The organism is Lentzea sp. NPDC092896, from assembly GCF_044754905.1.
Classification (GTDB): domain Bacteria; phylum Actinomycetota; class Actinomycetes; order Mycobacteriales; family Pseudonocardiaceae; genus Lentzea.
This window is the reverse complement of record NZ_JBIVPX010000005.1, coordinates 119,211-131,228: the sequence shown is the minus strand read 5'-3', so window position 1 is coordinate 131,228 and position 12,018 is coordinate 119,211. Positions and strand designations below refer to the sequence as shown.

General features: G+C 68.9%; 15 protein-coding genes and 2 riboswitches. Of the genes, 4 read left to right on the top strand and 11 right to left on the bottom strand.

What is annotated here, in order from left to right; genetic code table 11:
- Nucleotides 1-27 precede the first annotated feature (27 nt).
- The 9 genes from gcvP to ACIQF0_RS25100 all read right to left on the bottom strand — a co-directional run bounded on the left by gcvP (nt 28) and on the right by ACIQF0_RS25100 (nt 8,245).
- Entirely contained in the window at nt 28-2,919 is a 2,892-nt protein-coding gene (gene gcvP / locus ACIQF0_RS25140) for an aminomethyl-transferring glycine dehydrogenase (protein ID WP_401033013.1), read from the bottom strand.
- Nucleotides 2,920-2,968: 49 nt separating this feature from the next.
- Nucleotides 2,969-3,064, bottom strand: a riboswitch (glycine riboswitch).
- A gap of 3 nt (nt 3,065-3,067) precedes the next feature.
- A riboswitch (glycine riboswitch) is annotated at nt 3,068-3,165 on the bottom strand.
- 56 nt (nt 3,166-3,221) lie between these two features.
- Nucleotides 3,222-4,190 carry a Clp protease N-terminal domain-containing protein gene (locus tag ACIQF0_RS25135; RefSeq protein WP_401033011.1) on the bottom strand — a complete coding sequence of 323 codons (969 nt, stop codon included), beginning with the start codon at nt 4,188-4,190 and terminating at the stop codon, nt 3,222-3,224.
- A gap of 87 nt (nt 4,191-4,277) precedes the next feature.
- Nucleotides 4,278-4,844 carry a MerR family transcriptional regulator gene (locus tag ACIQF0_RS25130; RefSeq protein WP_030476305.1) on the bottom strand — a complete coding sequence of 189 codons (567 nt, stop codon included), beginning with the start codon at nt 4,842-4,844 and terminating at the stop codon, nt 4,278-4,280.
- 304 nt (nt 4,845-5,148) lie between these two features.
- Nucleotides 5,149-5,622 carry a bifunctional nuclease family protein gene (locus ACIQF0_RS25125; RefSeq protein WP_030468959.1) on the bottom strand — a complete coding sequence of 158 codons (474 nt, stop codon included), beginning with the start codon at nt 5,620-5,622 and terminating at the stop codon, nt 5,149-5,151.
- A 123-nt stretch (nt 5,623-5,745) separates the two neighbouring features.
- A complete protein-coding gene (locus ACIQF0_RS25120; protein WP_360032178.1) occupies nt 5,746-6,303 on the bottom strand; it encodes a MerR family transcriptional regulator in 558 nt (185 codons plus the stop codon).
- A gap of 33 nt (nt 6,304-6,336) precedes the next feature.
- Nucleotides 6,337-6,786, bottom strand: coding sequence for a glycogen accumulation regulator GarA (garA, locus tag ACIQF0_RS25115; RefSeq protein ID WP_093604716.1), 450 nt, complete (start codon nt 6,784-6,786; stop codon nt 6,337-6,339).
- 113 nt (nt 6,787-6,899) lie between these two features.
- A complete protein-coding gene (gcvH, locus tag ACIQF0_RS25110) occupies nt 6,900-7,283 on the bottom strand; it encodes a glycine cleavage system protein GcvH (protein ID WP_360032181.1) in 384 nt (127 codons plus the stop codon).
- A gap of 42 nt (nt 7,284-7,325) precedes the next feature.
- Nucleotides 7,326-7,907: a CDP-alcohol phosphatidyltransferase family protein gene (locus ACIQF0_RS25105; RefSeq protein ID WP_360032184.1), complete on the bottom strand. Its 582-nt coding sequence runs from the start codon at nt 7,905-7,907 to the stop codon at nt 7,326-7,328.
- A 122-nt stretch (nt 7,908-8,029) separates the two neighbouring features.
- A complete protein-coding gene (locus tag ACIQF0_RS25100; RefSeq protein WP_245822549.1) occupies nt 8,030-8,245 on the bottom strand; it encodes a hypothetical protein in 216 nt (71 codons plus the stop codon).
- Nucleotides 8,246-8,498: 253 nt separating this feature from the next.
- Between ACIQF0_RS25100 and ACIQF0_RS25095 the strand changes: the two genes are divergently transcribed.
- Both ACIQF0_RS25095 and ACIQF0_RS25090 read left to right on the top strand, forming a co-directional pair.
- Entirely contained in the window at nt 8,499-9,167 is a 669-nt protein-coding gene (locus ACIQF0_RS25095) for an ANTAR domain-containing protein (RefSeq protein ID WP_401033006.1), read from the top strand.
- A gap of 153 nt (nt 9,168-9,320) precedes the next feature.
- Nucleotides 9,321-9,680 (top strand): STAS domain-containing protein, encoded by a 360-nt coding sequence (locus tag ACIQF0_RS25090; RefSeq protein WP_360032190.1) that lies wholly within the window; start codon nt 9,321-9,323, stop codon nt 9,678-9,680.
- On the opposite strand, the gene ACIQF0_RS25085 is transcribed toward ACIQF0_RS25090, so the two are convergent.
- On the bottom strand, nt 9,677-10,339 hold the full coding sequence (locus ACIQF0_RS25085) for an ATP-binding protein (RefSeq protein ID WP_401033887.1): 663 nt from the start codon (nt 10,337-10,339) through the stop codon (nt 9,677-9,679). The genes ACIQF0_RS25090 and ACIQF0_RS25085 overlap by 4 nt on opposite strands.
- Before the next feature lie 138 nt (nt 10,340-10,477).
- Here ACIQF0_RS25085 and ACIQF0_RS25080 point away from each other — a divergent pair, with 138 nt between their 5' ends.
- Both ACIQF0_RS25080 and ACIQF0_RS25075 read left to right on the top strand, forming a co-directional pair.
- A complete protein-coding gene (locus tag ACIQF0_RS25080) occupies nt 10,478-10,876 on the top strand; it encodes an ATP-binding protein (RefSeq protein WP_360032196.1) in 399 nt (132 codons plus the stop codon).
- A 107-nt stretch (nt 10,877-10,983) separates the two neighbouring features.
- Complete coding sequence (locus ACIQF0_RS25075; RefSeq protein ID WP_360032529.1) at nt 10,984-11,715, top strand: SigB/SigF/SigG family RNA polymerase sigma factor; 732 nt, start codon at nt 10,984-10,986, stop codon at nt 11,713-11,715.
- Here the strand turns inward: ACIQF0_RS25075 and ACIQF0_RS25070 are convergent.
- Nucleotides 11,688-12,005: a WhiB family transcriptional regulator gene (locus ACIQF0_RS25070; protein WP_360032199.1), complete on the bottom strand. Its 318-nt coding sequence runs from the start codon at nt 12,003-12,005 to the stop codon at nt 11,688-11,690. The two genes, ACIQF0_RS25075 and ACIQF0_RS25070, sit on opposite strands and share 28 nt — an antisense overlap.
- Nucleotides 12,006-12,018 lie beyond the last annotated feature (13 nt).

Genomic DNA, 12,018 nt, shown 5'->3' with positions numbered 1-12,018 from the left:
GAGTGCGCCCGTTTCACCAGCCCCAGATCAGCTGCTGTAAGCCTCGAGCGGCGGGCAGGAGCAGACCAGGTTGCGGTCGCCCTTCGCGCCGTCGATGCGGCGGACGGGCGGCCAGATCTTCGGAGCACCGGTACCGGCCGGGTACACGGCCTCCTCGCGGGTGTACGGGTGGTTCCACTCGCCGACGGTCACGCAGGCCGCGGTGTGCGGGGCGTTGCGCAGCGGGTTGTCCTCGACGGGCCAGTCGCCGGCGCCGACGCGGTCGATCTCGTGCTTGATGGCGATCATGGCGTCGATGAACCTGTCGATCTCGGCCAGGTCCTCGGACTCGGTCGGCTCGACCATCAGGGTGCCGGCGACCGGGAACGACATGGTCGGGGCGTGCAGGCCGTAGTCGGCGAGACGCTTGGCCACGTCGTCCACCGTCACGCCGGTGGCCTTGGTGATCGGGCGCAGGTCGAGGATGCACTCGTGGGCCACGAAGCCGCCCTCGCCGGTGTAGAGGACCGGGTAGTGCTCGTCCAGGCGCCGTGCGACGTAGTTGGCGGCCGCCACGGCGGTCAGGGTGGCGCGGCGCAGGCCGTCGCCGCCCATCATGCGCACGTACGCCCACGAGATCGGCAGGATCGACGCGGAACCCCACGGGGCGCCGGAGATCGGGCCGACACCGGTGGCCGGTCCCGCGGTCGGCTGCAGCGGGTGGTTCGGCAGGAACGGGGCGAGGTGGGACTTCACGCCGATCGGGCCGACGCCGGGGCCACCGCCGCCGTGCGGGATGCAGAACGTCTTGTGCAGGTTCAGGTGCGAGACGTCCGAACCGAACTTGCCGTAGCGGGCCAGGCCGATCAACGCGTTGAGGTTCGCGCCGTCGACGTACACCTGGCCGCCCGCGTCGTGGACCAGGCCGCAGACCTCGCGAACGGTGTCCTCGTACACGCCGTGCGTCGACGGGTAGGTGATCATGATCGCGGCGAGGTCGCCGGCGTGCTCGGCGACCGTCTGACGCAGGTGGCCCATGTCGATGTTGCCCTTGTCGTCGCACTTCACGACGACGACGCGCATGCCGGCCATGACGGCGGACGCGGCGTTGGTGCCGTGCGCGGACGACGGGATCAGGCAGACGTCGCGGTCGGCGTTGCCGTTGGCGCGGTGGTAGGCGCGGATCGCCAGCAGACCGGCGAACTCACCCTGCGAACCGGCGTTGGGCTGCAACGACACCGCGTCGTAGCCGGTGACCTCGGCGAGCCACTCCTCCAGGTCGGACACGATCTTCAGCAGACCGGCGGCGTCCTCGGCGGGCGCGAACGGGTGCAGCGTCGAGAACTCCGGCCACGTGATGGACTCCATCTCCGCGGTGGCGTTCAGCTTCATCGTGCACGAGCCCAGCGGGATCATGCTGCGGTCCAGCGCGACGTCCTTGTCGGACAGCGCGCGCAGGTAGCGCAGCAGCGCGGTCTCGGAGCGGTGCGCGTGGAAGACCGGGTGCGTCAGGTAGTCCGAGGTGCGGCGCAGGTCGCCCGGGATGCCGTCGGCGGTGTCGGCGTCGATCGCGTCCACATCGGACCCGGTGACACCGAAGGCGTTCCACACGGCGACGATGTGCGCACGCGTGGTCTTCTCGTCGCAAGCGATTGCCACGACGTCGTCGTCGACCTCGCGGAGGTTGATGCCGGCCTCACGCGCCTTCTCGACGACAGCGGCGGCCTGGCCCTCGACGCGGACCTGGACGGTGTCGAAGAACTCGCCGTGCACGACGTCGAGCCCGGCCTCGCACAGGCCCGTGGCGAGCACGGTGGCCAGGCGGTGCACGCGGGTCGCGATCGACCGCAGGCCCTCGGGACCGTGGTAGACGGCGTACATGGACGCGATCACGGCCAGAAGAACCTGCGCGGTGCAGATGTTCGACGTGGCCTTCTCACGGCGGATGTGCTGCTCACGCGTCTGCAGCGCGAGGCGGTAGGCCAGCGAGCCGTCGGAGTCGACGGAGACACCGACCAGGCGGCCGGGCAGCTGACGCTCCAGGCCGGACCGGACGGCCATGTAGCCGGCGTGCGGGCCACCGAAGCCGATCGGCACGCCGAAGCGCTGCGTGGTGCCGACGACGACGTCCGCGCCGATCTCGCCCGGCGCGCGCAGCAGCGTCAGCGCCAGCAGGTCGGCGACGACGACGGCCTGCGCACCGGCGGCGTGGATCTCCTCGATCAACGCGGCCTGGTCGCGCACGACACCTGAGGCGCCGGGGTAGGACAGCAGCACGCCGTAGAAGTCGCCGCCCAGGCCCAGGCCCTCGATGCCCTGCGACAGGTCGGCGACGACGATCTCGATGCCCAGCGGCTCGGCGCGCGTCTCGATGACGGCCAGCGTCTGCGGCAGCGTGTCGGCGTCGATGACGAACTTGTTCGACTTGGACTTGCCCGCGCGGCGCACCAGCGTCATCGCCTCGGCGGCGGCGGTCGACTCGTCCAGCATGGACGCGTTCGCGGTCGGCAGGCCGGTCAGGTCGCCGACCATGGTCTGGAAGTTCAGCAGCGCCTCGAGACGGCCCTGCGAGATCTCCGGCTGGTACGGCGTGTACGCGGTGTACCAGGCGGGCGACTCGAGCACGTTGCGCAGGATCACGCCCGGCGTCACGGTGTCGTAGTAGCCGAGGCCGATCATCTGCGTCATCGGGCGGTTCTGCGAGGCGAGCTCACGCAGTTCGGCCAGCGCCTCGGTCTCGGTGGCCGGGGCGGGCAGGTCCAGCACGAGATCGCGCTCGTGGATCGACGAAGGCACCGCGTGCTGCGCCAGCTCCTCGAGCGACCCGACGCCGATGACGTCGAGGATGCGCGCGAGTTCGGCGGGGCGCGGACCGACGTGGCGGTCGGCGAACGGGGTGCCGTGCTCGAGAGCTGCGAGCGGAATGCGGTCCTGCGTCATCAAACGCCTCCGGGGGGCTGCGGGCACACGTGTCCTGGTGCCCTCCCCGCTCTGTCCGTACCCCGAAGGGCGCCTGAGAGGTTCACCCACCGGTAAGGATGGGCTTTCACCGTCGGCGGGATCCCTAGAGATCCACTTTCCAGAGGCGTCTCACTCGGCGGTCCTGGATGCCTGAGAGGTTCCCGGGGAGGGACTTGCTCCTTCGGCGCCGGGCTCTTCGATCCCGGTCTCTCCCGCCTGAGTTCAGCGACTACCCGAGAAGAATACCCGCAGGCAGTCCACCTAGTCGCTAGGGACGCGACCTACATCTCAGTGCCAAGACCGGCGAGCGCTCCCGCGACGGGGTCCGCCGGGTCGTCGCGCACCGCCACGAGGAGGTGCCGGGTGCCCACGACCGCGTCTCCGCGCCGGGCCGCGACGAGCTTCGCCCGTTCCATCGCACGCACGACCGGACCGCCGCCGGGCAACGCGGCCGGATCCACTCCTGCCTCGCGCAACGCCGCCGCCCCGCCCGACTCGAACTCCGGCTTCAGCTTCCTGCCCGCCACCGTCAACTGGCGGTCGACCGTCAGCACCGCCTCCACCAGGTCTCGAGACGACACTTCACGCCTCGCGGCCACGGCCAGCCGTCCGGCCTCGTTGCGCACGACGGTCAGCACCGGCCCTCCCAGCCCCTGGCCGCGCGCGACCCAGCGCACCAGCCAGCGCACGTACCCGCCGCCGGACTCCCCTTCCAACGCTCCCGCCTTGCGCAGCAACCGCACGGCGGGCGCTTCCTCGACCTCCGCGTGGGTCCGCGCGGCATCCGCTCGCACAGCGGCGGCCATCGCGTCGACGTCCGCTCCGCGCAGCACGAACAGGTCGGCGGCACGTCCGGAACCCTGCTCCAGCAACGCGAGGGAGAGGTGGGTCGTGGTCAGCACGCCGTCGCCGGCCTGGGCGGCCGCCGCGAGCAGACACTCCTCCAGCGCACGGCTGACGGGCGGCACGGTCTCGATGACCAGGCGGTCGCAGGCGACGTTCAGCAACGCCGTGACGTCCGGATGAGCCTCGGGAACGACGCCACCGTCGTCGTCGGCCCAGTGCTCTGCCCCTCGCGCCATCGCCTGGGCGCGCAGCGACTTCACGCCGAGCTTGCGGCCGGGTCCGATGGTGTCGATCAGCGAGATCAGCAGGTTCTCGGTGCCGAGGAAGCCGAACTCCAGCCGAAGCGCGCGCTGCGCCGCCGCTTCCAGCACCTTCACGACCTGGTAGGAGGGGGTGATCGTCATGCGGGGAACGCTAGGGACCGATGGGGTCTGGTCGCTGCCGCCGACCGGCCATCCCACGGCGCCAGTCGGCCACGTTTCCGAAACCGGTCAGCCGGTGGCGCGCTCGCGACGCCGGCGGGTCAGCTCGTCCTCGGTCATCGGGGCGATCTCGACGCCGTCCGCACGTTCGGCCGGGAACTCGTGGATCGTGCCGGAGATCTCGCGCATCGCACCGCTGACCGCGATGCCGAACACGCCCTGACCGCCCTGCAGCAGATCGACGACCTCTTCCGGCGAGGTGCACTCGTAGACGGTGGTGCCGTCGGAGAACAGCGTGATGCGCGCCAGGTCCTGCACGCCGCGGCGGCGCAGGTGGTCGACCGCGACCCTGATGTTCTGCAAGGAGACACCGGTGTCCAGCAGCCGCTTCACGACCTTGAGCACCAGGATGTCCTTGAAGGAGTACAGCCTCTGGCTCCCGGAGCCGTGCGCCATCCTTATCGTCGGCGCGACCAGCCCGGTCCTTGCCCAGTAGTCGAGCTGCCGGTACGTGATCCCCGCGATCTGACACGCCGCGGGTCCTCGGTAACCGACGAGCTCGTCCGGCAGCGAGGAGTCCGGGAACAGTTCACCCTGCAGCCCGGATTCGGCCCTCAAGGGCGCTTCCTCGACCACGCCTGCCTCCCCTCGGAACGGCCACGAAACTCATGACCGTCAAGCCGCTACGTCAGCTCGCGCGAACCAGCGACGTCCACTCGAGTTCGACGGTAGGACCGGTCCGAGGGCAGGTCAACGCGACGCGCGGGGAGAGGCGACCCTCAACCTCAAGTGGAGAGTCATGCCGTCACCCGAAACGGGACGTTCAGGTGACGTTTAGTGATCGTTTAGCGATTAAAACGACCGTAAGTAGTCCGATCGAGGGACATCCAAACGAACTGACTCACGGTCCATACAAGACGGAGTGCGACACCCGGAAAACTCAGGTGTCCGCGCCCCTGAAGTCCTCCGGGGAGACGGAGTCGAGGAACTCGCGGAACTTCTCCACCTCGTCCTCCTGCTCGTCCGGGATGATGAGGCCCGCCTCGGCCAGGACGGACTCCTCGGCGTGGATGGGCACGCCGACGCGCAACGCCAGCGCCACCGAGTCGGACGGCCGCGCGGACACCCGCACGTCGCCGTCGAACACGAGCTCGGCGAAGAAGGTGCCCTCCTGCAGGTCGGTGATCCGCACCTGTTCGAGGTTGCGTCCCAGTGCCCCGATGACGTCCTTGAGGAGGTCGTGCGTGAGCGGACGGGCAGGACGGACACCCTGTTGTTCGAGTGCGATCGCCGTGGCCTCCACAGAGCCGATCCAGATCGGCAGGTACCGCTCACCCTCGGTTTCACGGAGCAGGAGGATCGGCTGGTTCTGGGGCAGCTCCACCCGGACGCCCACGACGCGCATCTCACTCATCGGGTCTCGCCTCCCTCTGACTCGTTGGGGAGTACCCGGTTCGCTCCGAGCATCCCCCGGCGTATGCGTTCGACGCTACCCGCCAAGCGGGCCGTGTGCTCAATTGTTGCGGGCAGAAAGTGATCAAGATGATTGCCGCAAGCCCGCTCTCACCAACAACGTGTGCAACGAGGTGAACAGGTCAGCCAATTCCCGAACCGTCTCGGGATCTGAGAAAGACTTCAGCACGACCACCTCGTGGTCCGCTGCCGCGCGAACCGCGCGCAGGTGTTCGCGCTCGACGCCGAGCCCGGTCATCGTCCGGATCGTGCGGAGCGCGGTGATGTCCTCGGTGGTGAACCGGCCGCCGGGGCCGGGGCGCAGCAGACCGTCGCGTTCCAGCTGGGACAGTTGCTCGGCGGTGAAACCGGTCTGGGACAGCAGATCGATCCGCGACAGCGACGTGGCGTCCTCGGGGACGGAGTCGAGCTGCTCGCGGATCACTTTGAGCGGCAGGTACCTGTCCCGTTGTGCGGACAGCACGAACCGCAACCTCTCGACGTCCGCCACGGCGAACTGGCGGTAGCCGGAGGCGGTGCGTGCCGGGCGGACCAGCCCCTCCGCTTCCAGGAAGCGGATCTTGGAGATGGTGACGTCGGGGAACTCGGGTCGAAGCTGTGCGAGCACAGCTCCGATGCTCAAGACCCCGCGTTGTGGCCGCCCGGCCGTCACGCGTCAGGCTCCCGCGGAGCCAGGACCCGTCAGGAAGACGAGACGGAACTTGCCGATCTGAACCTCGTCGCCGTTCGCGAGGACGGCCTGGTCGACCGGCTCACGGTTGACGTAGGTGCCGTTGAGGCTGCCCACGTCGATGACGACGAACTCACCGCTTTCCCGGCGGAACTCGGCGTGCCGGCGCGAGACCGTCACGTCGTCCAGGAAGATGTCGCTGTCGGGGTGGCGCCCCGCACTCGTCGTGTCACGGTCCAGCAAGAACCGGGAACCGGCGTTCGGGCCGCGCTTCACCACGAGCAGCGCGGAACCGGCGGGAAGGGCGTCAACACCGGCAACAGCCGGCTCCGGGGCGGGGGTGCCTTCCATCTCCTGGAGGAAGTCCGCCCGGAAGACGGAGGTCCGCTCCGGGGACTGCTCCGGCGGAACGCCTGGGCCGTCGTTCGTGCTCACCTGAGCTCTCCTCCTGCTGCTGGATCCGTCACTTCCGGTAAAACCTATCGCGTTGGGGTCACCGCCTTCAGCGCGGCTCCCCTTCCGGCCGAAGATCCGGCGAAAGATCGACGTCACTCCTTCTCCACCAAGGCCTTGTACGCCTCCGCGTCCAGCAGGCCTTCCAGCGCCTCGGGGTCGTTCAGCCTGATCTCGACCATCCAGCCCTCGCCGTACGGATCGGTGTTGACGGAGTCCGGCGTCTGGACCAACGCGTCGTTGATGGCGACGACCTCGCCGTCGAGCGGCGAGTAGAGGTCGGACACGCTCTTGGTGGACTCGACCTCGCCGAACGTGTCGCCGGCCGCCACGGTGTGGCCGACCTCGGGCAGCTGGACGAAGACGACGTCACCGAGCTGTTCCTGGGCGTAGTCGGTGATGCCGACGCGCACTGTGTTCTCGCCGCTGGCGGCGATCCACTCGTGCTCCTCGGTGTAACGAAGCTCCTCGGGAATCAACTGACTGCGCTCCTCGTGCTGAACCTGTATGGGGTGATCTTTTCACGCGACCGTGCGAGGTGTGCCCCGCAGGGCCAGGAAGAACTGGTAGACGTACAGCAGCGCCGACCACAGGTAGAGCGCCCCGCCCCACACCGTGAACGCGTAGGCGACCGGCTGGGCGGCCTGCGCCCACGCCGAGTCGCCCTGCGCGAGCAGCAGCAGGGGGAAGGCGTACAGCAGGTTGAAGGTCGCGGCCTTGCCCAGGTAAGTCACCTCGAACGGGCCCCAGCCCCGTTGCCGCAGGATCAGCAGGCAGATGCCGACGACGATCTCTCGCCCCACGAGCACGAGGGCGACCCAGAGCGGAACGATGTCCCTGATGACGAACGCCAGCAGCGTGCAGAACACGTAGAGGCGGTCGGCGGCGGGATCGAGCAGCGCGCCGAGGTTGCTCATCTGGTTGAGCCAGCGCGCGAGCTTGCCGTCCAGCCAGTCGGAGAAGCCCGCGAAGACGAGGACGAGGATCGCCCAGCCGTCTTCGCGGGGTCCCAGCAACAGGTAGAGGAAGAGCGGAACACCGGCCAGCCGCAACACGCTGAGCAGGTTCGGAATCGTCAGCAGGCGATCAGCCGGATCACGCACACCCGCACTCTAAACGAGTGACTGCGCAAGGGCTGCCGGATGGCGTCACGGCACGCGGTGCGACTGGTTGCGGGTGGTGCCCGATGTTCGATCTCACTGTGTTCGTTTCGTGCGGGTAAATCTCAGGCTGTCCGGGTGAACGTCCATCCTCGGCGCTGCATCTCGGCCCCGGTGATGGCGTGCGGGCGGCCCCGGTCGTCGCGGCCCACCCAGCGAGCGCGGAAACCCTCGAGCACGTAGGCGTGACCCCGGCTCCACACCACGCTGCAAGGCGTGGTCGGCAGCGCGGAATCGCAGTCTGCGTCCTGCATCGGCTGGGTTTCCATGGCGGTTCTCATTTCAGTCCCTCCGTGACATCAGGGATGTCGCGCACCGGGGCTCCGGCGTTATCCCTGGAAACGAATTCTGTCGGACTGTGGTTCAGAACACGTGTCCTGTTTGGGTCCTAAGCGTTAACTGGATCGAACCGCGCGCCGAGCTGTTCGGGCCCGAAGCGCAGCGGAAGAGCGGGTCCTTGCCTGCGCAACCGTTCGTCGTACGACGATGACCGCACGGCTCGTCCAGTTCATCGGCCGGGCCTAATCTCAGCGCGTGAACCAGGTGAAATTCGGTGCGGAACTCATTTCGCGGGTGATGGACCACCTGTGCTCGCAGCTCGACGGCTGCGAAGGCGTGGGCCTGAGCGTGTGGCCGGACGGCAAACTGCTGAGGGCGCTCGGGGTGGCCGTCGAGCTCGACGCCGAGCAGCTGACCAGCGGCGCGGGACCGCTCGTCGAGGCCTCGCGCGACGAGCGGCAGGTGTCCGGGAAGGTCGGCGGCGTGGACGTGGTCGCGGTGCCGGGCAGCTGGGGGGACAGCGGGCCGGTGGTGCTCACCGTGTACCTCTCGCACGCGCCCCAGGTCGCGGATCTGAAGGCCATCGAGGAGATCGAACCGCTCATCGCGACCGCGGCGGCGGTGGTGGAGTTCTGCGCGGGCGAGGTGATGCGCGCCGACCAGATGGTCCGGATGGTCCAGCACCGCCGCTACATCGAGCAGGCGAAGGGCCTGGTGATGGGAGCGCGGCCGAGCCCGCCCGGTGAGGCGTTCGAACTGCTGGTGCGGGCGAGCCAGCACGCCAACGTGAAGCTGCGGGACGTGGCCACCGCGTTGGTGCTGGTCGTGGGCGGGACGCTGGAGGACAGCGCGGAGGAGGTCGTCGAGCCGCCGGCCGCCGCGCTCGAGGTGGCGCGAAGACTCTGGGAGGCGCTGCGTGTTTGAACCGACCATTGTCTGGGTATGGACATCTCGATCTGTCCTGTCGAGCGGTCACTCCCGTACGGTGGTGCCCGCAGCGGTTGAGCCAGCAGCCGCACAGGAGCCGCTGCAATGGCGGCTCCCTTGTATCTGTGTATCGCGAGAGGGAGTACATCGGTGACTGTGCAGGACCCGCGTGCGGAGCAGACCATCGCGCTGTCGGTGAGGCAGCCGGCGCCCGGTGCCACGGTCCTCGCCGTGTCCGGCGAGGTCGACATGGTGTCCGCGCCCACGCTGCGCGACGCCCTGGTCAACGGCATCGCCGACGGCGGCACCTTCGTGGTGGACATGACGGGCGTGACGTTCCTCGGCTCCGCCGGTCTGGCGGTGCTCGTGGAGGCCGCCCGGCTGGCCCAGCGGGAGAACGCCGCTCTCAAGGTGGTGGCGACCGCACGGGCGGTGACGCGCCCGTTGGAGGCGACCGGGCTGGGCGAGGTCTTCAGCCTGCACGACTCCGTCGACTCCGCCCTCGGCTAACGCATCTTCACGGTGAGACGGTTGCCCGCGGCCGTGAGTGCCTCGGCGACGTCGCGGAGAGCCTGTTCCACTCCGCTCTTCTCGACGCCGAGCCCGCTGAGGTCGACGGTCAGCGGCACGGTTCCACCTCGTGCCGCCGTGGTCAGCGTGCGGCGCAACGACGGGCCTGCCTCGGCCGGCACGTTTCCGCGCACCACCGCTACTACGCCGGAGGAGGTCTCGTGGACCTGGACGTCGCATTCAGGCGCGGCCCGGGCCACGGGCAGTGCGGGCGAACGGGCTCGACGCAGGCGCACGGTCGTGCCGCTCGCTCTGCGGTCGATCTCGACCTCGTCCACGCTCTCCCGCATGAGCAGAAGTCCCCGGCCCCGCGTGGTCAGCGCGGGAGGCGGTACGCGCCACTGGCCGTGGTCGGCGATGTCGACGCGCGCCGAGCCGTCCGCGTCGACGCGGGCACGCACCTCGATGGTGCCGCCCGCCAGGCCGGGGTAGGCGTGTTCCACGGAGTTGTTGACCGCTTCACTGACCGCGAGAACGAGGTCGCCTGCCTCGTCCTCGCCGAAGCCGCTGCCCTGCAGCCATTGGCGAAGCTGGTGCCGCACAGGCGCCACCTCGTGCGGGTCTGCCGGGAATCTGAGGGCAAGGAAGTCCTCGTGCACAAGCACAGCGCTCCCTCGTGTTGGTTGCTTCTGCCAGGTGATTTCCCAGGCCACGGCACTACTACACGTGTGAAATGAGATCGATTCGGGTACGGCGTTGACGTGCCCGCCTTCAGCAGAACGGACTACGAGGTGGCTGTGACTCAATTGTCAGGCGTCGAGCTTCGGATGGCCGCGGATCCCACGCAGCTGTCCATCGTGCGTGCGGTCGCGGCGGACATCGCGATGCGCCAGGACTTCGACCTCGACTCGATCGAGGACCTGAAGCTCGCCGTGGACGAGACGTGCTCGACGCTGATCACCCTGGCGGCCCAGGACGCGGTGCTCAGCTGCCACTTCGCGGTGGACGACAAGGGTGCCGTGCACGTCTCCGCGAAGGTGTCCGCGAAGTCCGCGGCCGGCCCGGACGAGGCCAGCTTCGGCTGGCGGGTGCTCACCGCGCTCGTCGACTCGGTGCAGACCGCGGTCGAGGAGACCGAAGGGTTCGTGGTTCACATCGACCTCGTGAAGTCCACGGCAGGGGCGGTGGATGCGTGACCGGGGCGGAAGAGGCCACCAAGACGGCGGAGACCGCGCCGGAGGAGACCAAGCCTGAGGAGACCAAGCCGGAGGGCAAGTCCTCCCGCTCCGGTGACTACGACCACCTGGCCCCGTTGTTCGCCGAGCTCGCGGTCACCCCCGCCGGGCCGAAGCGCGAGACGTTGCGGGACAGGCTCGTCACCGAACACCTCCCGGTGGCCCAGCACATCGCACGCAGATTCGGTCACCGCGGCGAGCCGCACGAGGACCTGGTGCAGGTCGCGACGGTGGGCCTGATCAACGCGGTCGACCGGTTCGATCCCGACCGCGGCAGCGACTTCCTGTCGTTCGCGGTGCCGACGATCATGGGTGAGGTCCGGAAGTACTTCCGCGACTCCAGCTGGTCGGTGCGGATGCCGAGGCGGCTCAAGGAGCTGCACCTGGCGATCAACGCGGGCACGTCGAGACTGGCGCAGTCGCTGGGCCGCGCGCCCACGCCGTCGGAGCTCGCCGAGCACCTGGGACTGTCGCGCGAGGAGATCCACGAAGGACTCGCGGCCGGGAACGCTTACCAGAGCGCGTCCTTGGACGACATGCTGATGTCGGAGGACTCGTCGATCTCGCTGGGCAGCACGATCGGCGAGGAAGATCCCGAGATCGCGATGATCGAACAACGCGAGGCGCTGCACCCGTTGCTGGAGAAGCTGCCCGAGCGCGAACGCAAGATCGTGGTCATGCGCTTCTTCGGCAACATGACCCAGACCCAGATCGCGCAGAAGGTCGGCATCTCCCAGATGCACGTCTCGCGTCTGCTCGCGAAGACGTTGCGTCAGCTCAGGGACGTGCTGGAGGAGTAGGCACGGACACGGCGCCGGGCCGCGACGACGATCTGGCGCCGTTCGTCCTCTCCCATGCCGCCCCACACGCCGTACGGCTCTTGAGCCTCCAGCGCGTGGGAGCGGCATTGTGCCAGCACGGGGCAGGTCTCGCAGATCGCCTTGGCCTTCTCCTCCCGAGCCGCCCGCGCGTAGCCGCGTTCGTTGTCGGGGTGGAAGAAGACGGCGCTGTTCTGCCCGCGGCACAGACCGTCCATCTGCCAGTCCCACACCTCGGTGACCGGCTTGGGCAAACGGGTGGTGCAGGTCATCGCGAACTCCCGG

What these genes read in the sequence shown, in the direction of transcription:
- gcvP (WP_401033013.1), bottom strand. Translation starts at nt 2,919, where the DNA reads ATGACGCAGGACCGCATTCCGCTCGCAGCTCTCGAGCACGGCACCCCG.
- ACIQF0_RS25135 (WP_401033011.1), bottom strand. Translation starts at nt 4,190, where the DNA reads ATGACGATCACCCCCTCCTACCAGGTCGTGAAGGTGCTGGAAGCGGCG.
- ACIQF0_RS25125 (WP_030468959.1), bottom strand. Translation starts at nt 5,622, where the DNA reads ATGAGTGAGATGCGCGTCGTGGGCGTCCGGGTGGAGCTGCCCCAGAAC.
- ACIQF0_RS25100 (WP_245822549.1), bottom strand. Translation starts at nt 8,245, where the DNA reads ATGAGAACCGCCATGGAAACCCAGCCGATGCAGGACGCAGACTGCGAT.
- ACIQF0_RS25070 (WP_360032199.1), bottom strand. Translation starts at nt 12,005, where the DNA reads ATGACCTGCACCACCCGTTTGCCCAAGCCGGTCACCGAGGTGTGGGAC.